Raw genomic sequence first — 22097 nt, forward strand, 5'->3', positions numbered from 1 at the left:
CACACTCTTTGAAGGAACGTCAGAGCCAAAAGCCACGTTAGTGGAGTGGATTTGACATTCGCTACCTACCCCGTCGCGAGTTCATCAAGCGAATGTCAAATCCTAAACTCCACTAGAAACTTATATTTGCTGGTGGTCCTTTGATTCTAACATTCGCAGTAGGTGCCTGCCGAAACGGGATGCGAATGTTAGAATCGGACCATCAGACTTTTGTATTTGCTAGTGTTCCTTTGGTTCTGACATTCGTAAAGTGCCTGCTGCGAAGTGATACGAATGTCAGAACCGGAACACTAGAAACTGAGAGGGGTCCCATATGGCCCTGTTTCGCCTTCCTTCTGCGACTGCCCCGGCGCTTGCGCCGCGCGGCCACGGATTGTTGCTGCGGGCACCGCAGATGGCTGACTACGTCCAGTGGAGCGACTTGCGCGAGAGCAGCAGGGCGTTTCTGGCTCCGTGGGAGCCGATCTGGCCGTCGGATGACCTCACACGTGCCGGTTTCCGCAGGCGGTTGCGTCGCTATTCCGAAGATATCGCCGAAGATCGCGCTTACCCGTTCGTGGTGATTCGCGAGAACGACGGCGTGCTGGTCGGGGGCGTGACCCTGGCCAACGTGCGGCGTGGCATCGTGCAGGCCGGGACCGTCGGATATTGGGTCGGCCAGCCATATGCCGGCCGGGGATATATGACGGCGGCGCTCCGCGTTCTGCTGCCGACGCTGTTTGGCGAACTGAACCTCCACCGCATCGAGGCCGCCTGCATCCCCACCAACCAGCCGTCCATCCGGGTTCTGGAAAAATGCGGCTTTGCCCGCGAAGGGCTCGCGCGGCGTTATCTCTGCATCAACGGGATCTGGCAGGACCACTTTCTCTACGGGCTGCTGGACGAGGACTTCCGCGGTTAACCAGCCCTCTTGACTGGCATCTCGCGCCTTTGGTTCGCCGCCTTTGCCCTGCTATAAGGCCCTCTCTGATCTTGGGGACCCAGTGGACACATAATGGCGGGCAGACTTTTGAAGCGGGCGGCGGGCATCGCGCTGGTCATGATGGCAAGTTCAGCCCTGTCGGGCTGTGGCGGTGGCAGCTTGCTCGGATCCTCGTCGAATCCAGGCTCGTCGTCCTCATCCGGTTCGAGCCTCACCAGCAGGTTCAGCCAGTTGTTCGGCTCGAGCTCGCAGGAGGCGACCACCACCTCGACACCATCCACCCAGGCGACGGAAAACAGCAACGACCTCACCTGCCCAAGCGTCGCGATTCGCTATGGTGCCTCGACACTGTCGGTGGGCTTGCCGGGGAAGCCGGCTTCGGGCACCGATCTGCGCTATCAGGGCTCTATCACACGAACGGCGCGTGACTGTACCCTGTCGAACGGCCAGGTGACGGCACGTATTGGCATTCTCGGCCGCGTCATCGTCGGACCGGCCGGTGCACCGCCGACCGTCGATGTGCCCATGCGCGTAGCGGTGGTGCAGGACGGCGCCCCGGAGAAGGTCATCGCAACGAAGGCCATCCGGACCACGGTTGCCATCCCTCCTGATGAACAGAATGCTGAATTCAGCCTCGTCGCGGAGGATATCACCTATCCGGCGCCGACTGCCGCTGCAAACGACAAGTATATCTTCTACGTCGGCTTCGATCCGGCGGGTCTGAAGCCTGAAGCGCCTGCCCGCGGACGGAAAAAGAAGTAAGTCGGGGCGATGGGGCGCGGATCAGTCGCTCTGTGTTCGTTAGAAACAAAAAAGCCGGCCTCGGGATGCGAGGCCGGCTTTTTTGTTGGAAAGTTGCCGATCAGTTCAGCTTGCTGCGAACGTCTGCGATTCCCTTGGAAATCAAGTCGTCTGCCACTGACCCGCGAACCGACTGCCCCATGATCGAGGTGGCGGCGGAGACCGCGGCTTCAGCTGCAGCTGCACGGACGTCGGCAATAGCCTGGCTTTCGGCCTGGGCGATCTTGCTTTCGGCCGTCTTGGTGCGACGAGCAACGAACTCTTCCATTTTTGTCTTTGCTTCGGCCGCGATGCGCTCGGCCTCTGCCTTGGCGCTGGTCACGATCTCCTGCGCTTCACGCTCGGCGCTGGCGCGCCGGGTCCGATATTCCTCGACCAGCTTGGCCGCTTCTTCCTTGAGGCGGCGGGCATCGTCGAGTTCTTTCTGAATTCGATCGCGACGATGATCCAGTGCCGACAGGATCGTTTTGTGAACCCCGAAATAGGCAAATACCGCCATCAGGATCACAAAGGACGTAGCTACCCAGAATTCTGCTTCAAGCAACATCGATCTCACCCCTTCAAGGACGCATCGACGGCACTTTCGACAGCCTTGCTGTCGGGCGCCACGCCGGTCAAACGCTGAACGATCGCCGAAGCCGCATCAGATGCGATCGAGCGAACGTTGCCCATCGCTGTTGTGCGAGTCGCGGCGATGGTCTTTTCGGCGTCCGCGAGCTTGCTCGTCAGGCTTGATTCCAGCGCCTTGCGGTCGCTTTCAGCCTGCGCGTTCAGCTTGTCACGCGTCTCGGTGCCGATGGCCTGAGCGCGCGCCCGTGCATTTGCAAGCTCGGTCTCATATGCCTTCAGCGCTTCGTCGGATTCGTCCTTCAGCTTCTGAGCTTCGGAAAGATCGTTCTCGATCTTGCCTTCACGGGTGGCCAGCAAGCTGCCGACCCGGGGAAGTGCGAATTTCGACACGATGAAGTAAAGCAGCGCAAAGGCAATTGCGAACGAAACCAACTGCGAGGCAAAGGTCTCCTTCTGGAAAGGCGGAAAACCGCCCTTGCCATGGCCCTCTGCTTCGGTGTGGGCGGTCGCGCCCTTCACATTGCCCTGACTCGTCGCCATGAGCGTCTCCTGTTGGCGTCAACCGCAGTTATACAACATCTGCGGTGACGCATCCATTCGGTCTGACTTAGACGGCGAACAGCAGCAACAGCGCGATCAGCAGCGAGAAGATGCCGAGCGCTTCCGTCACGGCGAAGCCGAAAATCAGGTTAGCGAACTGGCCCTGGGAAGCCGACGGATTGCGCAGCGCGCCGTTGAGGAACTGGCTGAAGATCATGCCGACGCCGACACCTGCGCCGCCCATGCCGAGACAAGCAATGCCTGCGCCGATGTACTTTGCTGCGACTGGATCCATAGTGAAACTCCTTCTTGGGATGTTGGTGTGAGTAACGGTTGAGGAAATCCGGTTAGTGACCGGGATGAAGTGCGTCGTTCAGGTAGATGCAGGTCAGGATCGCGAAGACATAGGCCTGCAGGAAGGCGACCAGCATTTCGAGTGCCGTCAATGCCGTGGTCATGGCCAGTGGCAGCACGGCGCCAACTGCGCCTGCAGCGCCGATCGCGCCCATGGAAGCGACGAAGCCCGCGAACACCTTCAGCGTAATGTGGCCCGCCAGCATGTTGGCGAACAGACGCACCGAGTGAGAGACCGGTCGCGACAGGAAGGAGATGACTTCGATGACGACAATCAGCGGCAGGATGTACATCGGGATGCCGCTGGGGACGAAAAGTTTGAAGAATTTCAAGCCGTTCTTGTACAGGCCGTAAAGCAGGACGGTCAGGAACACCATCAGTGCCAGTGCGACCGTGACGATCAGGTGGCTAGTTACGCTGAAGGTAAAGGGAATGACGCCGAGCAGATTAGCGACAAGGACGAACATGAAGATCGAGAACACGAAGGGAAAAAACTTCATGCCTTCCGCGCCGACGCTTTGTCTGAGCGTATTGTAGACAAATTCGTAGGTGAGCTCAGCGAGCGACTGGAAGCGGCCCGGAACCAGACGGCCCGCAGCGCTTCCGCCGATCATCAACAATCCGACCACAGCTACCGTCGCGAACATGTACAGAGACGAGTTCGTGAACGCGATTTCCTGAGTGCCGATGTGGCCCAGGGTGAAGATCTTGTGGATCTCAAATTGATGGATCGGATCGGCCATCCCGTCGCGTCTTTCATTTCTGCCGGCTTGCGCCGGGTTGCATCGTTTCCGGCGGTGCCGGTTGATTAAGTGCCGGGACCCCGGCCGGTAGCGTGGACCAGTCAAGCTGGCTCAAAATTCCAAGGGCGTTCTTAGGAGCGATCGGACGCGTCGGTGTTCGCGACGCCGGCTGAACGCATCACGTTGATCACCCCAGCCGCGAAGCCAAGCAGAAAAAACACGATGAGACCCCACGGGGACGTCGACAACAAACGGTCGAAGCCCCAGCCGATGACCGCTCCGACAAGGACACCTGCAATCAATTCGGAGGAGAGGCGGAAACCTCGTGCCATCGCGGATGCGTTGGCGGAGGCAGCCCCGCTTCCTGACTGATCTGTCTGGCTTTGACGGTCTTTCCGAAGTGCGGAAAGGCCACGGCCCAAACGGTCTAGCCTTGCGGAGAGCGCAGCTTCGTCGGCCGGCGGCTTGCCATCTCGCCCGTCTTCACTGCGACCATTATTGCGCGTGCCGTTCGCCATTGCCATCGACACCCACGTTCGTCGCGCGATTTCAGAAAAAATGCCCGCTACCCACGAAAACCGCGCGGACCATACTGACGGCATACGGTCAAGTCAAGATTGCCTGATCAATCATTATCATATTGAAATGACTTGTGGAATTCTAAAAATTTTTGAGTGCTGCGCTCACTCGCCGCATTGCGGTAAGCACATTGGCCTGTCCGCTGCTTGTCGAGGTCATTTCGGTCTGTTGTGATGCCCTTTGAGCTTTGACGGATTCGAGCCACCGGAGGACCAATGGCGCGCCAGATTGACTACTATTTTTCCATTCAGTCGCCGTGGGCCTATATCGGGCATGCCCTTTTTGAGGACCTTGCCCGGTCCCATCAGCTGAAGGTCAATTACAAGCCGGTCCTGCTGGTTGATTTGTTTTCCGAAACCGGGGGATTGCCGCTCGGTAAGCGCCATCCAGCCCGGCAGCGCTATCGCTTGATGGAAATGCAGCGCTGGCGCGACAAGCGCGGCCTGAATTTCCACATCAGGCCGAAGCACTGGCCGTTCGATGTCAAACTCGCCGACGGAACGGTGATTGCCGCGATGGAGGCGGGCCATAATCCCGAGCCATTCCTGCGTCGGGCGTTCGCCGGCGTATGGGAAAAAGAGGAAAACCTGGCAGATGCCGCAACTCTCACGCGCCTGGCGGATGAGGTCGGGTTGCCTGGCACGCAATTGGTCGAACGGGCGGCGACGGACGCGGTTGCCGCTCTTTACGAACAGAATCGTCAGGATGCGATCGCAGCAGATGTCTTCGGCTCCCCGGCCTGGGTGCTGGATGGAGAGATTTTCTGGGGGCAGGACCGGATCGAATTGTTGGCCGATGCGTTGAAAGCGGATCGCAAAGCCTACACAGCTGACGTCTAAAACATCGGGATCAGCAGAGCGGGCGTTGGCCTCATGAAACATACAACCGCGAGAGCGCAGTCGATTAGGCCCTCATATGGGCTGGTGGTTGCGCTTGCGGTTGTTGCGGCGTCGCTGCAGGCAGACATTGTCAGTGCTCAAGACTCGCCTGATACGGAGAACGGGCGCTTTGCTCTCTCTCCCGTATCGGAAGGTTTTCTTCGCCTCGATACCCGCACTGGTGCGGTGTCGACCTGCAGCAGCGTCAAAGGGAGTTGGGTTTGCCGTGCAGTGCCTGATGAGCGCGCGGCACTCGATAGTGAAATCGGCCGGCTTCAGGCGGACAACAAAAAGCTGAAAGAGCAGCTTGCGCAGCGCGACACGGTCACGGGCAAGACCGACGCGCCGCTCGGAAAGGAAGATCGCAAAGATCTCGACAGCAAGTCAGCGCAGACTCCTTCGGACAAGAAAGCCGAAAGACCGTTGTCCGCCGAACATGAGAAGCTGTTGGCGTTGATTGACCGCGTCTGGGATCAACTGCTCGACATGGCCGTTCGGCTGCAGAAAAAGCTGGCTGACAAAATCTGACAACGCCGCAAAAAGAAATCGGCCGCGGAAGGATTCCGCGGCCGATTGGCATTGGTGATTGTGTTTTATCTTTTACTTCGTGATGTCGACGTCCTTGGTTTCCGGCAGGAAGAAGAAGCCGATCACCACGGTGATAAGCGCGAAGATCACTGGATACCAAAGACCCGCGTAGATATCGCCTGTCGAGGCCACGATGGCGAATGCGGTCGCCGGCAGGAGCCCGCCGAACCAGCCGTTACCGATGTGATAGGGCAACGACATCGAGGTGTAGCGAATGCGGGTTGGGAACAGTTCGACCAGCATCGCGGCGATCGGGCCGTAAACCATGGTGACGAAAAGCACCAGGATGAACAGCAACCCGATGACGGCCGCTACCTGAGGCCTGAAGATGTCAAACGGATGCGCCATCTTGACGATGCCTGCATTGCCGGCCTTCGGATAGCCGGCTTCTGCCACCGCTGCTGCAACGAGCGGGTTCGACGTCTTGGCATCGGTGTAAGGCACTTCCTTACCGTTCACCACCACCTTCACCCCCGAGCCCGCCGGCCCGGGCACGGTCGCGTATTTGACCGACGACTGAGCCAGGAAGGCGCGGGCGGTATCGCAAGGTGCGGTAAAGACACGCGTGCCCACCGGGTTGAATAAGTCACCGCATCCCTTCAGATCGGCGAACACCTCGACCTTTGCCGTCTCAATCGCCTTTTCCAGTGCCGGGTTGGCGTTGGTCGTGATCATGCGGAAGATTGGGAAGAAGGTGAGGGCGGCGATGAGGCAGCCGGCAAGGATGATCGGCTTGCGGCCAATCTTGTCCGACAACGCGCCGAACACGATGAAGAACCCGGTGCCGAGCAGCAGCGACCACGCGACCAAGAGGTTGGAGGTGTAGCCGTCGACCTTGAGGATCGATTGCAGGAAGAACAGTGCGTAGAACTGGCCCGTGTACCAGACCACGCCCTGACCCATCACGCCGCCGAGCAGTGCGATCAGCACGATCTTGGCGTTGCTCCAGTTGGCGAAGGCTTCGGTCAGCGGTGCTTTCGAAGCCTTGCCCTCGTCCTTCATGCGCTGGAATACCGGTGACTCATTCAGGCGCAAACGAATCCAGACCGAGATGCCGAGCAGCACCACGGAGATCAGGAACGGGATGCGCCAGCCCCAGGCAGTAAAATCTGCTTCGCCGAGGATTGTGCGTGTGAAGAGAATGACGAGCAGCGAGAGGAATAGGCCAAGCGTTGCGGTGGTCTGGATGAACGACGTGTAGTACCCGCGCTTGCCCATCGGGGCGTGTTCCGCGACGTAGGTGGCCGCACCGCCGTACTCACCGCCGAGCGCCAGGCCCTGCAGCAGGCGGAGTGCGATCAGGATGATCGGCGCCGCGATGCCGATGGTGGCCGCGTTCGGGAGCAAGCCGACGATGAACGTCGACAGACCCATGATGAGGATCGTGACCAGGAAGGTGTATTTGCGGCCGACGATGTCGCCGACCCGGCCGAACACGATCGCGCCGAATGGGCGGACGAGGAAGCCGGCCGCGAAGGCCAGCAGGGCGAAGATATCGCGCGTTCCTGGCGGATAGGCGCTGAAGAATTGCGCGCCGATGATCGCCGCCAGAGATCCGTAAAGATAGAAATCGTACCATTCAAATACGGTGCCGAGCGATGACGCGATGATGACGAAACGTTCGTCCTTGGTCATGCCGGTCGCTTTGGACGAGGTCGTCGTAAGCGTTGCCATTATCAATGCTCCCCGATTGTTTCCCGAAAATCCACGCCCGCGCGTCGGTCTTTTGCCGGCTTCAATGCGCGAGACGTTTGCAAATACGGTAACATCGGCGTGAAATGTCGCCATATACGACTTTTGGACGTATGAACCGATTGCCGATCAAGAGGTGCGGCGCACAATGCGCACTCGCAGAGCTTCTCGACTTGCCATAGTGGAAAGGTCGGTGAACACTTGATTTGCTCGATCCAACAGGCCACTCAGGCGATCTAGAGTCCCGCTTCCAAAGTTCGCATCATTCCGCCGCTCGTTCGTTCGCGAACTTTGGAAGCGAAGGACTCTAGTAAGTTATTGTTCTAGTGTGGCTTTGGTTCTGAAGTCCGCATTCCAGGCTCGCCGCACGAACGATGCGGACTTCAGAACCGCCACACTAGTCACGTTCTTGCGCGGGATAAATGAACGCAGTTTCCAGCACCCATCTCGTCATCGCCGACGATCATCCGCTCTTCCGAGACGCGCTGCGACAAGCCGTCGCGACCGTCGTGGCTTCTGCAAAGATCAACGAGGCAGGCTCGTTCGAGGAGTTGACCGCGTTGCTGGAACGCGAGGCCGACGTCGACCTGATCCTGCTTGACCTGTCCATGCCGGGAATCAGCGGCTTTTCAGGGCTGATTTACCTGCGGGCGCAGTTTCCCGCGATTCCTGTGGTGATCGTCTCCGCCAGCGATGACGCGGCAACCATTCGCCGTTCGATGGATTTCGGCGCATCGGGATTTATCCCGAAGCGATTCGGTGTCGAGACGTTGCGCGATGCCATCGGCAAGGTCATGAACGGCGATGTGTGGATTCCGGCTGACGTGGATATTTCGGCTGCCGCCGACCCCGACATGACCAAACTGCGCGACCGGCTGGTGACATTGACCCCGCAACAGGTGCGGGTGCTGATGATGCTGTCTGAAGGATTGCTCAACAAGCAGATTGCTTACGAGCTCGGTGTCTCGGAAGCGACGATCAAGGCGCATGTGTCGGCCATTCTGCAAAAGCTGGGCGTCGAGAGCCGGACCCAGGCCGTGATCGCCGCTGCGAAAATTGCCGGCGGGCAATGGCGTCAGGGCGAGTCCTAGTACCCGCTTTCCGAAGTTCGTAATACGTCGCGGCACCCGCTTTGCGAACTTCGGAAAGCAAAGGGTACTAGCAAACTATGATTCTAGTACCGCTATCGATTTGAAGTCCCTGGACGAGGTCGCCGCAAGTGATACAGGGACTTCAAATCGGCGGTACTAGTGGTCCGATTCTAACGTTCGCATCCCATTTCGGCAGGCACTTTCGCGAACGTTAGAATCGAAAGACCACTAGCAAATATAAGATTCTAGTGGAGCTTTGGGATTTGACGTTCGCATCACGAATTCGCGGCAAGCAGGGGTGCGAACGTCAAATCCGCTCCACTACCTAAGAAAACGCGTCATTCAGCCGCCACCATCTGCTGCGTGCGCCACTGGGCGAGCAACGCGCGCAAGGCAGCCGGCTTGAGCGGTTTGTTGAGCACAACAATGCTGTCTTCGCGCGCGGCGTCGCGCACATGCGGACTGCGGTCGGCCGTGATCAGAATCGCCGGGATGGATTGACCGAACTTCTGGCGGATGTCGCGGATCGCGGCAATGCCGTTGCCGCGGTCGAGATGGTAGTCGACCAGCAATCCGGTCACACGCTGCCCCGAGGCTGCGATCGCGTCCGCCGCGGAGGCCGGATCGACGGCCGCGATAACCTTGGCATCCCAGCCCGTCAGCAAGGTCCGCATGCCATCGAGAATGGCGCGGTCGTTCTCGATACAGACAATCAGCGTGCCGCTCATGGGCGTTTGGGTCGAAACGCTGGTTCCGGAAAGCGCGGCCGTAAACGTCACGGTTTGCGCAATCGGCAGCATGACCGAGAACCGTGAGCCGCCGCTGTGGGTCGAATCGACCGCGATGCCATGATTGAGCACGCGGGCGAGCCGTTCCACAATCGAGAGGCCGAGCCCAAGCCCGCGTGCGATGCGGGCTCCCTGGTCGAGGCGGTGAAACTCCTTGAAGATCTCGCCGCGCTTCAAGATCGGAATGCCGAGGCCGGTGTCGTAAATTCCAATCTGCAGCGACGTTCCCTTGCGCCGGCAGCCAACCAGCACCCGTCCTTTGGGCGTGTATTTGATGGCGTTCGAGATCAGGTTCTGCAGCAGCCGGCGTAGCATCACGCGGTCGGACGAGACGGCGAGTGAGCAGGGCACGAATGTCAGCTTGAGTTTCCGGGCGCGCGCCATCGGAGAAAATTCGACCTCGAGTGAGCGCATCAGATCACCGATCTTGAAGCTGGTGATCGAAGGCGTCATCGCACCGGAATCCAGGCGCGAAATGTCGAGCAGGGCGCCGAGGATTTCCTCAATGGCTTCGAGGGAATCATCGATGTTGCCGACAAGCCGTGCGTCTTCGCCGCCGTCCTGCCGCTCAACCAGGCTGGTGACATACAGTCTGGCAGCATTCAGCGGCTGCAGGATGTCGTGACTGGCCGCGGCAAGAAAACGAGTCTTGGAAATATTGGCTTCTTCCGCAGTGCTTTTGGCCAGCGCCAACTCGGTATTAAGGCGGGTCAGTTCTTCGGTGCGTTCCCGGACACGTCGCTCAAGCGTCGCATTGGCGCGTTCCAGCGCTTCCGCAGCCTCGAAACTTGGCGTGACGTCGGAGAACGTGATGACGAGGGCGCCGCCCGGCATCCGGTTAGCGCGTACCTCGACCACCATGTTGCGGTCTGTCAGGCGTTCGAGATAGGGCTCTCCCTCCGTCGTGTAGGCGGTGATCCGCCGTTCGAGCGCGACGCGATCCGCGCCGTCATCTATGCTTCCGTTGCTTCCGATGAATTCAAGGATCTCTATCAGTGGGATCCCGATCTGGGTATATTGAGCGGGAAGGTCGAGAATTTCGCCGAATTGCCGGTTCGATGTGATGAGCTGCAGTTCGGGATTGAAGACCGCAATGCCTTGACGCACGTGATTGAGCGCCGTCTGCAACATCTCGCGGTTGAAGTGCAGGGCTGCGTGAGCATCGTCGAGCAGTTTCAGCGCGGCCTTTGCGGACACAGCGCGCTTGCGTAGCAGGAGCGACAGCACGAGGCGAGACGATGCGGCGCCGATCGACGAGGCAATCAGGTGTTCGGCGTGACGCAACAACTGAAAATCGGCCGGTGCGGTGCGTTCAAGACTGATGCGGTGCCGCGTGGCGAAGGTTTCGAATGAGAGCTGCGCGCGCTCCGGGCCGAGATATTGTGCTACCGTGCTGAGAAGATCCTGCACCGTGACGGTCGTTCGCCAACGCATGAAGCTCGGTGCGATCGGCGCGAGCTCGTTGGGGACGAACACATCCGCCTGCACGCGTTCAATCGACGTCGGCTGCCGCAACAGCGACATCACGACATACGTCAGAACATTGAGCGAGAGACTCCACAGCACGCCGTGGATCAGCGGCGGGATGTCCATGCCGAGCAGGTTCTGAGGCCGCAAGGCTGCGATCCCGAATAATCCTTCATTGAGCCAGAGCGTTCCGAGCGGGTCGACGTCGGCAAAGCTCGGCAGGAACAGCGTGTAAGCCCACACTGCGAAGCCCACCAGCATGCCGCCGATCGCGCCTTGCGCGGTGGCGCGGCGCCAGAACAAGCCTCCGAGAAATGCCGGGGCGAGCTGTGCAATGGCTGCGAATGACAACAGTCCGATGGCGGCGAGCTGCGCATTGCCGAGCGCATGATAATAAAGGTAGGCCATCGCCATGATGGCGAAAATCGCGACGCGGCGGACGGTCAGAAGAAAGCCGCCTAAATTCGGTTTGCCGCCCTGGGACGCCGGCCGCAACACGAGCGGCATCACGATGTCGTTCGACACCATGATGGCCAGCGCGACGCATTCCACGATCACCATGGCTGTCGCGGCGGACAATCCGCCGACAAAGACCGCGACGCTGAGGAACGTTGCTCCCGCTGAGATCGGCAATGCGAGCACGTACATATCGCTGTCGACGGCGCCGAACGGGAAGGTAATGAGGCCCGCCAGCGCAATCGGAATCACGAACAGATTGATGGCGACCAGATACAGCGGGAAAAGCCAGCGCGCGCGGCGGACCTCGGCATCGGACGAATTCTCGACCACGCTGACATGAAACTGCCGCGGCAGGAGCATGATCGCGAGGAACGACAACAGCGTCATCGCGATGAAGTTGCCGATCGACGGCGCGGCATGGATCGCGCGCGCCGCCTCCGGCGTCTTCATGGCGCGTTCGATCAGTTCGGTCGGCCCGAACATGTAGAAAGTGACGAAGGCGCCTGCGGCGAGGAAGGCCACCAGCTTGACCATGGATTCGGTTGCGACAGCCAGCATCAGGCCGTGTTGGTGTTCGGTGGCATCGGACTGGCGCGTCCCGAACAACACCGCGAACACGGCGAGGGTGATGGTCACGATCAGGGCAATGTCGCCGATATAGGGAATGCTGGAGACGTCCTGATCCTGGTTGAGGATGGTCTCCAGTGATGACGCGACCGCTTTCAGCTGCAGCGCGATGTAGGGTACCGAGCCGATGATGGCGATGGCTGCAGCGGTGGCGGCAACGGTCTGGCTCTTGCCATATCGCGCGGCAATGAAGTCGGCGATTGACGTGATGTTCTGGGATTTCGCGAGATGAATGACGCGCATCAGCAGCGGCGTGCAGAACGCCAGCATCAGGATCGGTCCGACATAGATCGCCAGGAATTCGACGCTGGTCCGGGTCGCGGAGCCAACCGAGCCGAAGAACGTCCACGACGTGCAGTAGATCGCAAGCGACAGCGGATAGATGAACGTGCCGAGACGGCCGCGCTGGAACTGCGTCAGCCGCTCGCCGTAGCTGGCAACGACAAACAGGAAGCCGATGTAGCCGAATGCGGCTGCGATCACGCCCCAGTCATGCAGCATCGAATTGCTCCTTATGGGCTCTTAGCCCGTTCCGGAGACTTTACCCGGCCGGCGTGCCGGACGCACTGATTTTGGCGTTTGTCAGGCTACCCGAGCCCGAATAAGGAGTGCATGCATGCCGGTTTGGGCCGCAGTGGCCAGCAATCCAACTGCGCGCCGGGCTTATTCGTCCGGCGCCATGTGGGCTCATTAACCAGTGGAACGCTGATCGCTGCGCTTACTCAGCGCCGTTATTCAGCAGCCATGGGCTTGGCGTGCAGCGGCAGGCCAAGCCGTTCCCAGACCTGCACCAGCGCTTCGGCCAGATCGTCGATCAGCGCGTCATCGTGGTAGGGCGACGGCGTGATCCGCAGCCGTTCCGCGCCCTTCGGCACGGTCGGGTAGTTGATCGGCTGGATATAGATGCTGTGCTCTTCGAGCAGGATATCGCAAGCCTGCTTGCAGCGCTCGGGGTCGCCGACGAACAGCGGCACGATGTGCGTGTCGCTCGACATCACCGGCAGGCCGGCAGCGTTGAGGATCGCCTTCACGCGCGCAGCGCGATCCTGGTGCCGCTCGCGTTCCCACGTTGACGTCTTCAGATGCTTGATGGCCGCAGTCGCGGCCGCGCAAACGGCAGGCGGCAGCGCGGTGGTGAAAATGAAACCGGGCGCATAGGAGCGCACAGCGTCCACCAGCTTCGAGCTGCCGGTGATATAGCCGCCGAGGCAGCCAAAGGCCTTGGCGAGAGTGCCTTCCAGCACATCGATGCGATGCATGACGCCATCGCGCTCGGCAATGCCGCCGCCACGAGGGCCGTACATGCCCACCGCATGGACTTCGTCCACATAGGTCATCGCGCCGTAGCGTTCGGCGAGATCGCAGAATTTCGCGAGCGGCGCCACGTCGCCGTCCATCGAGTAGAGGCTCTCGCAGACGATCAGGGTCGGGCGGCCGGCATTGGCGATCAACAGTTCTTCGAGGTGGGCGACGTCGTTGTGGCGGAAGATGGTGTAGGGAATGCCCGACTGGCGGATGCCCTCGATCATCGAGTTGTGGTTCAGCGCATCAGACAGGATCAGGCAGTTCGGGATCAGCTTCGCGATCGTCGCGATGCCGGTCTGGTTGGAGACGTATCCCGAGGTGAAAACCAGGGCCGCTTCCTTGCCGTGCAGATCAGCCAGCTCTTCCTCAAGCTTGATCAGCGAATGGTTGGTGCCTGCGATGTTGCGGGTGCCGCCGGCGCCGGTGCCGACGCGGGTCGCGGTCTCGACCATGGCGCCCACCACCTTCGGGTGCTGACCCATGCCGAGATAGTCGTTCGAGCACCAGATCGCGACGTTGCGTTCGCCCTTGGGGGAGTGCCAGACGGCATGGGGGAAACGGCCAGCAATACGCTCGAGATCGGCGAAGACACGATAGCGCCTTTCGTTATGGAGCTTATCGAGGGCGTCACCGAAGAACTTATTGTAATCCATCACAAACTTCCTGGATGGGAACTCAAAAAAAGACGGTCTGGGCACCCAGTGTCCCGATTTCGAAGTTCGCGCAAGCTCGCGGCTTGCCCGGATGCGAACTTCGAAATCAAAGGGACACTGGCAAGTCCATGATTCTAGTGCCGCTTTTGAATTTGAAGTTCTTCATTGAGCTTGCGGGTTCACTCGGAAGAACTTCAAATTCGCGGCACTAGCGCAGGCTGCCGCGGGGTCTTTTTAGAGCTTTTCCAGGTTTAATGTCGAGGCGGATTTCGCCGGGCGGCTATGTCACTTTGTCCAACCTTGGGGCCCAAAGCGGGCCGTTCAGGCAGCCCGGAAGCGCAGCACACCGTCCGCGCCCAATTCCGACGTTAGCCGGTCTTGCACCAGCATGTAGTTGACGTGGGCGATCAGTTCGCCGGCGGCGAAGCCGGTCTGGTGGGCATCCAGCACGTGCTTGTGGAACACCACCGGCACCAGCTCCGCGGAGGTCTTGGGCGTCTCCGCGCAGGCCTTGGCGATCAGCTGGCAGCGCTCCTCATGATGGTCGGCGAGCTGCCTGATCCGTGTTTTGACCCCGTAGAAGGGAACGCCATGACCGGGTAGCACCAGCACATCGTCGGGCAGCTCGCGCTCGAGGGCTGCGAGAGACGCGAGATATTCGCCAAGGGAGTTGGCATCGGGCTCGACGGCCCAGACGCTGACGTTGGGGGAAATCTTGCTCAGGACCTGATCGGCCGACAGGAAAATATTGTCGGCCTCGCAATAGAGCATCACCTGATCGAGCGCATGTCCGCCTCCAGTGAGCACCCTGAAGGTCCTTGATCCGATCGCGATGTCATCGCCCTTCGACAGGCGGTGATAGGACGCCGGAAGGATCGAGACCCGCTTGAGATATTCTTGCCCGCGACCGAGCAACTGATCGGTGATGTCCTCATCCATCCCGTGACGGCGGAAGAACAGCCGCTGCGCCAGCTTGCGCTCTTCGGAGCCGCGATGCTGATGGTAGGCGCTCTGCAGGTACTCCACCTGCGACATATGGAGCGAGCACCCAAACCGCTCAACGATCCACCCCGCAAGCCCGACGTGATCCGGGTGAGCGTGGGTGACGATCAGCCGCGTCACATTGAAAGACTTGAGCGGACCCTCAAACAGCACTGTCCATGCCGCGATGGTGGCTTCATTGCCAATGCCGGTGTCCACCATGGTCCAGCCGTCGCCGTCGGCGATCAGATAGACATTCACATGGTTGAGGCGAAACGGTAGCGCCAGCCGCACCCAGACCAGGCCGGGTGCAACCTCGATCACTTCATCTGGCTGCGGCGGCGTCTCAAAAGGATAGCGCAGTCCGTCGGCCGCAGCGGCAGGTGTGGTGGTCTTTGTGTGCATCGTCTCGCAATCGCAAATGTTTCGGCTAACCTGATACGAATGTCAGAACCGGGACACTAGCCGAAAAGTGATGCTGAGCGGTGGGCGGCGGCATGGCCGCCATGCGCCTGCTTGTCTTTCGCGTTTAAAACGACCTACGCCGCGGTGGCGCCGTTGGCCGCCACTTTTGCGGGCGAGGCAGCTCCCGCCGGAACCGTTTCTTTCGCGTGATCGAGCTGCGATTTGATGCCGAGCCGGTCCAGCAGATTCGCATCGCGTACCGTCTGCGGATTCTTGGTGGTCAGCAGCACGTCGCCGATGAAGATCGAATTCGCGCCAGCGACAAAGCACAAGGCCTGCAATTCATCGGTCATGTACTGACGGCCCGCCGACAGGCGAACCACGCTCTTCGGCATCATGATGCGGGCAACCGCAATCATGCGTGCCAATGCGATCGGGTCGGGGCGCTCGGCGGTCTCGGCGACGGGCACGCCCTTGACCTCGTTCCACATATTGATCGGAACGCTCTCCGGATGCTCCGGCAGGTTGGCGAGCAGCGCCAGCATGCCGAGCCGGTCATCGACCTGTTCGCCCATGCCGATGATGCCGCCGCAGCAGACTTTCAGCCCGGCGTCGCGCGCGTTGGCCAGCGTATCGATGCGGTCCTGCATCGTGCGCGTGGTGATGATGTTGCCGTAGAACTCCGGCGAGGTATCGACGTTGTGGTTGTAGAAATCGAGCCCGGCATCGTGCAGCCGCTTCGCCTGGGGTGGCGTCAGCATGCCCAGCGTCACGCAGGTCTCCATGCCGAGATCCTTCACGGCAGTAATCATCTCGGCGACCTTGTCGAGATCCTTGTCTTTTGGATTGCGCCAGGCGGCGGCCATGCAGAAGCGGCTCGCCCCGGCATCCTTCGCGCGCTGCGCGGTGGCCAGCACGTCGTCCTTCTCCATCAGCTTGGTTGCTTTCAAGCCGGTGTCGTACTTGGCGCTCTGCGAGCAGTAGCCGCAGTCCTCGGGACAACCGCCGGTCTTGATGCTGAGCAGGCTCGCGGTTTCGACGTGGTTCGGATCGAAATTGCGGCGATGAATGCTTTGAGCCTGGAAGATCAGGTCCGCAAATGGCAGGTCATACAGCGCCTGCGCTTCCGCGCGCGTCCAATCGTGCCGTGGCGTAATGGATGAATCCTTGCCGCCATTGATTGAAACCGGCGATGTGCTCATGCGCTGATCCTTTGCACTTACGTTTATCGTCGCGTGGAAACACGTCCCGCGCGAGGCCTTGCCTATCTGAATTAGCAGGGATCACGAGCCCTAAGAAGAGTCAATCCGAGGGCGGAATCGGGTGGAACGCAGCCATGTCCGTGGACATGGCTGCACGGCTCAGATCATCAAGCGGCCCGGATATTGAGCAGGAACGTATCGATTTCCGAACGTAATGTATCGGCTTCGCGGCGCAGCTCGCCGGACGCGTTCAAGACCTCGCTTGCCGCGGCACCCGCTTCGATGGACGCCTGGCTGACGCCCACGATGTTGCTCGATACCTCGCTGGTTCCGCCCGCCGCATGCTGAATATTGCGGGCGATTTCGCGGGTCGCGGCGCCCTGCTGTTCGACCGCCGCGGCGATCGCTGTGGTGACGTCGTTGATCTGACCGATGGTTGAGCCGATGCTGCGGATCGCACCGACGGCGGACGTCGTCACGCTCTGCATGCTGCTGATCTGCGTGCGGATCTCGTCGGTGGCCTTGGCGGTCTGCTCGGCGAGATTCTTCACTTCCGACGCCACGACCGCAAACCCGCGGCCTGCTTCGCCCGCCCGCGCAGCTTCGATGGTCGCGTTCAGCGCAAGCAGATTGGTTTGCGAGGCGATCTCCTGAATGAGGTCGACGACGCTGCTGATGCGGTTCGCATTGTCGGCAAGGCCCTGCATGGTCGTATCGGTTTGGCTGGCCTCGCTGACCGCGTTGTTGGCGATCTCGGTCGACGTCGTCACCTGACGGCCAATTTCCTGGATCGAAGATGACAGCTCCTCGGTGCCCGACGATACGGTCTGGACGTTGACCGATGTTTCCTCGGCGGCTGATGCCACGGCGCTCACCAGCGCGCTGGAGCGGTCCGCGGTGGCCGACATGCTTTCAGCGGTCACCTGCATCGAGTTCGCCGATGCCATCAGGCCTTCAAGAGCAACACGGACTTTGTCCTCGAAGCTTGCGATCTGCGCTTCGATGCGTGACGCACGTTCGGCCTTGACGACGCGATCCTGGTCCTGCTCGCTGCTCAACGCGCGCGACTGGATCATGCTTTCGCGGAACACTTCGAGCGAGCGCGCCATCACGGCGATCTCGTCCTGCTGCTTGCCGCGCGCCACTTCCGCATCGAGGTCGCCGTCTGACAACCGCTGCATGACGTTCTGCAGGTTGGCGATACGCTTCAGGATGTTGCGTCCGACATAAAGCCATACGAACAGGAACGAGCCGACGAGCGTGAGGCCGCCGAGCACCAGCATCACTGTGGTCGCCAACGAGATCTTGCTTTGTGCGACACCGGCAGCAGCTTGTGTCTGCGTCTGCACATCGCTGACGAGTTGCTTGATGCTGATGTCAAGGCCGCGGTTCAGCTTGCGGGTTTCATCCACGATGAGCTGGCCATATTCCGCGGCATCGAGCTCCTTCTGACGGACCTTGAAGACGCCGTTCTTTCCCTCCGCAAGCGCCAGAAGCTTGTTCAATGGCTCTCTGATCGCGCCACCGGTGTTGAGCTCCTTCAGGTCCTTCAGCTTGCCGGCAAGGCCTTCCTTTCGCGCCTTGAACGAATCTTGAAACGGGTTGAGCGCATCGCTGCTGGTTGCGGAGAGGGCGGCCGTCATGTCGGCCGTCATCAAATTCGCATCAGTGATGATGCTGCCGAGCAGGTCGTTCGCACGCGAGGCTTCCATCGCATCGCTGGGCGAGAACGCAGCCGAACCGAGCACGGCGTTCATCTGGGTCTGGGCGTCGAGTGTCGCAACGCTTGCCGCCGCAAGGAAATCCGCTTGTGCCTTGCGCAAGCCTGCGGATTGCGCCTCACGGGCCGCAGAGGCTTCAAGGCGTTCCTTGGCGGCCGAGCCGATGCTGGTGACGGTGTCGCCGATATTCTTGCTGGTCTCGATCAGCGCATCGACGACCGATTTGTCCGCGCCGAGTTTCGCAATCTCTGCCAGCTTGTCCGCAGCGCCCTGCTGGGTCTGTTTCATCTGTGCGGCGCGTTCGTTCAGGGTGCTTTCGTTGGTCGACGACAACAGCGATTGCGCCTGCGTTGCGAGTGTCGCGCTCTGCGCGGAAAGCTGCAGGCTGGCCGAGAGCCGGGGAATGTCGCGTTCGTTGAGGTTGGATACGACTCCGCCGAGCTGACGCAGGAGCAGGCTGGCACTGGCGCTGATCACGAGCGCCATGGCCGCGATCACGGCGAAGGCGAGGAAGAGATTTCCCCGTATGCCCATTTTGAGACGCGGCATGCGGAGCCGGTGAAATAATTTTCCAAAGGGAAGTCGCAAAGTCATGGTGCCCCCGAGCCAACTCAAATCACAAAAGAACAAGCGGGCAGCAGTATCGCGGGGGCGGGTTAATAAATTTCGGAAAACAGGATCCGGAAGGCGCTTAAACGCGCTGTTGAACTACTTTCCGCCGAGTCTCGCGGTGCGGAAGACGTTCGAGACGTCGTCGAAATCCGCACTGCGAAATTAGGCAGCGCTGAGACGCCACCTTCAGATGTTGCTGAGACGATCGTTACTCAGCAGGCTGGGGCGCAGGGGCGGAGGCACGCTGTTCGGGCGGAAACAGAGCGGCGCCCAGAATCATAAGCAGGCACAAGGCCGAGAACACGCGCAGCGTCAGGGCAAACCCGCCGTGCTCGTGAAGCCACGCCACCAGCCCCACTGAAGCACCTGCCGCGGTGAAGCCCACGAAGTAACGCACCGAATAGGCCCGCGCGCGCCATTGGTCGGCCGTGTACTTGCCGACCATGGCATCGTTGACGGTCACCTGACCGAACATCGCCATCACGATTCCGATCGTGATCACGATCAGCGCAACATTCTGGGACTCCGCGGCGAGGTACAGCAACGGTGTCAGCGCGATCGAAAGTGGAAAGAATACGGCTCTTAGCGAGAAGCGGTCGATCAGGCCGCCAATCGTATATTGGGTCAATGCGCCGAACACGTAGACGCAAGCCGTGATCACACCCAGTGTCGCCGGGCTGGTGGTGATATCCGTCAGGCGTTCGGCGAACAGCTTCGGCAATGCGACCGTGATCGCGTTGAACGTGGTCGAGCTCGCGATCACCGTCACCATCAGCGCGGCGACGACGCGCCACATCGCGTTTCTCGAAACGCGAGCCGTGACGCCTGCGGTCTTGTGTCCGGTGCGGACTTCGTGGTGGACCGCATGCATGAACGCCAACCCGACGATGATGGTCATCAGCCCGGGCAAGATAAAAGCCCAACGCCATCCCAGAAGCTGCGCCGCCGCGCCTGTGACGAGGGCCGACGAGGCAACCCCGAGATTGCCCCACACCCCGTTGATACCGACTTCGCGGCCGAGATTCTTGTCCGAGTAGGACACCATCATGGCGGTGCCGACCGGATGGTAGATCGCGGCGAACAGGCCGACCACGAACAGGGCGATTCCAAGCTGCAGCGGCGTTTGCACCAGACCGACCGCGATCATGCTCACGCCGATGCCGAGAAAGAAGATCACCATCATGTGCCGGCGGCTCCAGCGGTCACCGAGCCAGCCGGTGGCCAGCGACCCCGCGCCGAACGCGATGAAGCCGGGCGTGGCATAGGGCAAAAGGTCGCCGTAGGGCATCCCGAACACCGGACCCATCACGATCACCGCCGCCGCGAAGATCAGCATCGCGTAGTGGTCGATGAAATGCGCGATGTTGACGTAATTGATCACGGTCTGGGGGCGGTTCATCGGCGGGCGTTTCCTTTGGGCAGCTTCGGCATTGAGGGTTTCTCAGTCCTCCGAAGCAGCATACGCTGGCGGCCTATCGATTCGGAGCCGATATGTATCGCCAGAACGCCAATGGAGGCCGGCACCATGTGCCTTCAACACCCGTCTGCGAGGGGCTGCGCATCCTCGCGCGCAGCTATCAAAGGGGCACCCGGCTCGACACCCACACGCACCGGGAAGCCCAGCTGATCTTCGCCGAGCGCGGCGTGATGCAGGTGACGACGCCGAAGGGGCGATGGCTCGTTCCGCCCGCCCGGGCGGTCTGGGTGCCGCCGCGGCTGGGGCATGCCATCGATGTCTTGGCTGACATCGAGATGCGCACGCTCTACGCCGAGCCGGAGTGGCTGGCAAAGCATCCCGAAGCGCCGCGCCTGATCCGCGAGTTCGTTGTCGCGGTGGGGCCATTGCTGCGCGAATCGGTGCTCGCTCTGTTCGGCGACCGGATTCATCCGCGCCGTGCCGAGGTGCTGGCCGAACTGGTGCTGTACGAACTGGCCGAGGCGGAAGACGCGGCGACGTTCATGCCGATGCCGGCCGATGCCCGCGCGCGGCATGTCGCGGCTCTCGTGTTGGCAGACCCGCTGATCGAACGTGACCTGGATGATCTGGCGCTTGCCGCCGGCGCTTCCTCGCGCACGGTGACGCGGCTGTTTCCCGACGAGACCGGCCTGACGTTTCGTGAATGGCGTCGCCGCGCGCGCATCATGGCCGCCGCGGAAATGCTCTCTAGCGGATCACGGCCGGTGAAGAACGTCGCCTCGCGCTTCGGCTTCTCCAGCGTCGCTGCGTTTGGTCATGCGTTCCGCGAGGTGATGGGCATGACGCCCGGTGAGTTTCAGCGAAGGTCGGTGCTGTGAGGGATTGCAACAGCCCTGGAGAACGCGAACTCTTCCAACGCGTCAACGCGGATTTTTATTCAATGGGAGTGGGGAGCTGCCGCTGCGCAATGCGCCGCCACAGCTGAGGGAGCAACGAAAGCACAAGCATGACAACTCCGATCAGGGTCGGTTGAACCCATTCGAGATTCCCGGTTGCGAGGCGTGCACCCGCAGCACCGAATTGCACGAAAGCGATTGTCATCGGCAACTGGCCGATCACCGAACCCAATGCGAAGTCAACGGTGCGCAGACTCGTAAGTCCGAGGAGATAGTTCGTCAGCGAATGTGGGATGGCTGGCACGAGCCGCAACATTGCGACCGCCCTCCAACCTCCTTGCTCGACACGGCGGACAACAGAGCCGAACCGTGACCACTCCGAGGGCTTTACAAGGTCGCTTACGAAATATCTCGTCAGGACGAAGCCGGCGAGTGCACCCACAGCGCTTCCGATCGAGGCCCAGACGAGACCGGTCCAGAAGCCGAACACGAGACCGGCAGTTACCGCCATGATGGCGCGAGGGAGAAACAACAGGCTGCAAGCAACCTGCAATCCCACAAAGATGACCGGTGCGAAGACGTTGCCTTCGAGCAGTTCCTGCAGGCCAGAGAGGCTCAGCCCGCTCTCACGGGCAAGCCAACTTCCCGACGCGATGAGCAGCACGATAACGAAGGCTTTGACAAACCGGGAGACGCCTTCCACTTGCACCGAGTTCCCCTCAAACAATCCAGCGCGCGCACCATAGCTGGATAAGCCAGGCCAGCGCAAAACAGCACTCCCTCCCCGATGGTTGGTAGAAGTGCCG

Annotated in this window: 19 protein-coding genes; 6 read left to right on the forward strand and 13 right to left on the reverse strand. The window is 60.6% G+C overall.

All coding sequences use genetic code 11. The annotated features are described in order from the left end of the window. The first annotated feature begins 313 nt into the window (after positions 1 to 313). Positions 314 to 901, forward strand: coding sequence for a GNAT family N-acetyltransferase (locus ACP0KA_RS12740; protein ID WP_424629140.1), 588 nt, complete (start codon positions 314 to 316; stop codon positions 899 to 901). Between the two features lie 93 nt (positions 902 to 994). Next, on the forward strand, positions 995 to 1684 hold the full coding sequence (locus ACP0KA_RS12745) for a hypothetical protein (RefSeq protein ID WP_424629141.1): 690 nt from the start codon (positions 995 to 997) through the stop codon (positions 1682 to 1684). Between the two features lie 100 nt (positions 1685 to 1784). Here ACP0KA_RS12745 and ACP0KA_RS12750 read toward each other — a convergent pair whose 3' ends face one another. From ACP0KA_RS12750 to ACP0KA_RS12770, 5 genes are all read right to left on the reverse strand, one after another. Beyond that, positions 1785 to 2270, reverse strand: coding sequence for an ATP F0F1 synthase subunit B (locus tag ACP0KA_RS12750; protein WP_424629142.1), 486 nt, complete (start codon positions 2268 to 2270; stop codon positions 1785 to 1787). A gap of 5 nt (positions 2271 to 2275) precedes the next feature. Beyond that, the gene (locus tag ACP0KA_RS12755) at positions 2276 to 2833 is read right to left on the reverse strand and encodes a F0F1 ATP synthase subunit B (protein ID WP_424629143.1); all 558 of its coding nucleotides are present in this window, start codon (positions 2831 to 2833) and stop codon (positions 2276 to 2278) included. Between the two features lie 67 nt (positions 2834 to 2900). Further along, positions 2901 to 3128 (reverse strand): F0F1 ATP synthase subunit C, encoded by a 228-nt coding sequence (locus ACP0KA_RS12760; RefSeq protein ID WP_002714289.1) that lies wholly within the window; start codon positions 3126 to 3128, stop codon positions 2901 to 2903. Positions 3129 to 3180: 52 nt separating this feature from the next. Continuing rightward, the gene (locus ACP0KA_RS12765) at positions 3181 to 3930 is read right to left on the reverse strand and encodes a F0F1 ATP synthase subunit A (RefSeq protein WP_424629144.1); all 750 of its coding nucleotides are present in this window, start codon (positions 3928 to 3930) and stop codon (positions 3181 to 3183) included. 131 nt (positions 3931 to 4061) lie between these two features. After that, positions 4062 to 4448, reverse strand: a complete 387-nt coding sequence (locus tag ACP0KA_RS12770; protein ID WP_424631582.1) for an AtpZ/AtpI family protein — start codon at positions 4446 to 4448, stop codon at positions 4062 to 4064. Positions 4449 to 4724: 276 nt separating this feature from the next. Between ACP0KA_RS12770 and ACP0KA_RS12775 the strand changes: the two genes are divergently transcribed. Then, positions 4725 to 5348: a 2-hydroxychromene-2-carboxylate isomerase gene (locus ACP0KA_RS12775; RefSeq protein ID WP_424629145.1), complete on the forward strand. Its 624-nt coding sequence runs from the start codon at positions 4725 to 4727 to the stop codon at positions 5346 to 5348. Positions 5349 to 5381: 33 nt separating this feature from the next. Beyond that, a complete protein-coding gene (locus tag ACP0KA_RS12780; RefSeq protein WP_424629146.1) occupies positions 5382 to 5915 on the forward strand; it encodes a hypothetical protein in 534 nt (177 codons plus the stop codon). Positions 5916 to 5987: 72 nt separating this feature from the next. Here the strand turns inward: ACP0KA_RS12780 and ACP0KA_RS12785 are convergent, their stop codons facing one another. Beyond that, positions 5988 to 7610 (reverse strand): MFS transporter, encoded by a 1623-nt coding sequence (locus ACP0KA_RS12785; RefSeq protein WP_424631583.1) that lies wholly within the window; start codon positions 7608 to 7610, stop codon positions 5988 to 5990. Positions 7611 to 8089: 479 nt separating this feature from the next. Here ACP0KA_RS12785 and ACP0KA_RS12790 point away from each other — a divergent pair, with 479 nt between their 5' ends. Continuing rightward, entirely contained in the window at positions 8090 to 8758 is a 669-nt protein-coding gene (locus tag ACP0KA_RS12790; protein WP_424629147.1) for a response regulator, read from the forward strand. Positions 8759 to 9096: 338 nt separating this feature from the next. Here the strand turns inward: ACP0KA_RS12790 and ACP0KA_RS12795 are convergent, their stop codons facing one another. The 6 genes from ACP0KA_RS12795 to ACP0KA_RS12820 all read right to left on the reverse strand — a co-directional run bounded on the left by ACP0KA_RS12795 (position 9097) and on the right by ACP0KA_RS12820 (position 20377). Continuing rightward, on the reverse strand, positions 9097 to 12600 hold the full coding sequence (locus tag ACP0KA_RS12795) for a NahK/ErcS family hybrid sensor histidine kinase/response regulator (protein WP_424629148.1): 3504 nt from the start codon (positions 12598 to 12600) through the stop codon (positions 9097 to 9099). Positions 12601 to 12830: 230 nt separating this feature from the next. Further along, positions 12831 to 14057 (reverse strand): 5-aminolevulinate synthase, encoded by a 1227-nt coding sequence (gene hemA, locus ACP0KA_RS12800; RefSeq protein WP_424629149.1) that lies wholly within the window; start codon positions 14055 to 14057, stop codon positions 12831 to 12833. A gap of 321 nt (positions 14058 to 14378) precedes the next feature. Continuing rightward, the gene (locus tag ACP0KA_RS12805; protein WP_424629150.1) at positions 14379 to 15443 is read right to left on the reverse strand and encodes an MBL fold metallo-hydrolase; all 1065 of its coding nucleotides are present in this window, start codon (positions 15441 to 15443) and stop codon (positions 14379 to 14381) included. Positions 15444 to 15577: 134 nt separating this feature from the next. After that, positions 15578 to 16645: a biotin synthase BioB gene (bioB, locus tag ACP0KA_RS12810; protein ID WP_424629151.1), complete on the reverse strand. Its 1068-nt coding sequence runs from the start codon at positions 16643 to 16645 to the stop codon at positions 15578 to 15580. A gap of 167 nt (positions 16646 to 16812) precedes the next feature. Continuing rightward, positions 16813 to 18960: a methyl-accepting chemotaxis protein gene (locus ACP0KA_RS12815; RefSeq protein WP_424629152.1), complete on the reverse strand. Its 2148-nt coding sequence runs from the start codon at positions 18958 to 18960 to the stop codon at positions 16813 to 16815. Positions 18961 to 19186: 226 nt separating this feature from the next. Further along, positions 19187 to 20377, reverse strand: a complete 1191-nt coding sequence (locus ACP0KA_RS12820; protein WP_424629153.1) for an MFS transporter — start codon at positions 20375 to 20377, stop codon at positions 19187 to 19189. 92 nt (positions 20378 to 20469) lie between these two features. On the opposite strand from ACP0KA_RS12820, the gene ACP0KA_RS12825 reads away from it, so the two are divergent. Then, complete coding sequence (locus ACP0KA_RS12825; protein WP_424629154.1) at positions 20470 to 21273, forward strand: AraC family transcriptional regulator; 804 nt, start codon at positions 20470 to 20472, stop codon at positions 21271 to 21273. A 55-nt stretch (positions 21274 to 21328) separates the two neighbouring features. On the opposite strand, the gene ACP0KA_RS12830 is transcribed toward ACP0KA_RS12825, so the two are convergent. After that, positions 21329 to 22000: a TVP38/TMEM64 family protein gene (locus ACP0KA_RS12830; protein ID WP_424629155.1), complete on the reverse strand. Its 672-nt coding sequence runs from the start codon at positions 21998 to 22000 to the stop codon at positions 21329 to 21331. Positions 22001 to 22097: the final 97 nt, after the last annotated feature.

This window comes from Bradyrhizobium sp. SYSU BS000235, from assembly GCF_049747295.1.
Lineage (GTDB): Bacteria > Pseudomonadota > Alphaproteobacteria > Rhizobiales > Xanthobacteraceae > Afipia.

Coding starts and splice junctions, on each gene's coding strand:
- ACP0KA_RS12740 (WP_424629140.1), top strand. CDS start 314: ATGGCCCTGTTTCGCCTTCCTTCTGCGACTGCCCCGGCGCTTGCGCCG.
- ACP0KA_RS12745 (WP_424629141.1), top strand. CDS start 995: ATGGCGGGCAGACTTTTGAAGCGGGCGGCGGGCATCGCGCTGGTCATG.
- ACP0KA_RS12750 (WP_424629142.1), bottom strand. CDS start 2,270: ATGTTGCTTGAAGCAGAATTCTGGGTAGCTACGTCCTTTGTGATCCTG.
- ACP0KA_RS12755 (WP_424629143.1), bottom strand. CDS start 2,833: ATGGCGACGAGTCAGGGCAATGTGAAGGGCGCGACCGCCCACACCGAA.
- ACP0KA_RS12760 (WP_002714289.1), bottom strand. CDS start 3,128: ATGGATCCAGTCGCAGCAAAGTACATCGGCGCAGGCATTGCTTGTCTC.
- ACP0KA_RS12765 (WP_424629144.1), bottom strand. CDS start 3,930: ATGGCCGATCCGATCCATCAATTTGAGATCCACAAGATCTTCACCCTG.
- ACP0KA_RS12770 (WP_424631582.1), bottom strand. CDS start 4,448: ATGGCGAACGGCACGCGCAATAATGGTCGCAGTGAAGACGGGCGAGAT.
- ACP0KA_RS12775 (WP_424629145.1), top strand. CDS start 4,725: ATGGCGCGCCAGATTGACTACTATTTTTCCATTCAGTCGCCGTGGGCC.
- ACP0KA_RS12780 (WP_424629146.1), top strand. CDS start 5,382: ATGAAACATACAACCGCGAGAGCGCAGTCGATTAGGCCCTCATATGGG.
- ACP0KA_RS12785 (WP_424631583.1), bottom strand. CDS start 7,610: ATGACCAAGGACGAACGTTTCGTCATCATCGCGTCATCGCTCGGCACC.
- ACP0KA_RS12790 (WP_424629147.1), top strand. CDS start 8,090: ATGAACGCAGTTTCCAGCACCCATCTCGTCATCGCCGACGATCATCCG.
- ACP0KA_RS12795 (WP_424629148.1), bottom strand. CDS start 12,600: ATGCTGCATGACTGGGGCGTGATCGCAGCCGCATTCGGCTACATCGGC.
- hemA (WP_424629149.1), bottom strand. CDS start 14,057: ATGGATTACAATAAGTTCTTCGGTGACGCCCTCGATAAGCTCCATAAC.
- ACP0KA_RS12805 (WP_424629150.1), bottom strand. CDS start 15,443: ATGCACACAAAGACCACCACACCTGCCGCTGCGGCCGACGGACTGCGC.
- bioB (WP_424629151.1), bottom strand. CDS start 16,645: ATGAGCACATCGCCGGTTTCAATCAATGGCGGCAAGGATTCATCCATT.
- ACP0KA_RS12815 (WP_424629152.1), bottom strand. CDS start 18,960: ATGACTTTGCGACTTCCCTTTGGAAAATTATTTCACCGGCTCCGCATG.
- ACP0KA_RS12820 (WP_424629153.1), bottom strand. CDS start 20,377: ATGAACCGCCCCCAGACCGTGATCAATTACGTCAACATCGCGCATTTC.
- ACP0KA_RS12825 (WP_424629154.1), top strand. CDS start 20,470: ATGTATCGCCAGAACGCCAATGGAGGCCGGCACCATGTGCCTTCAACA.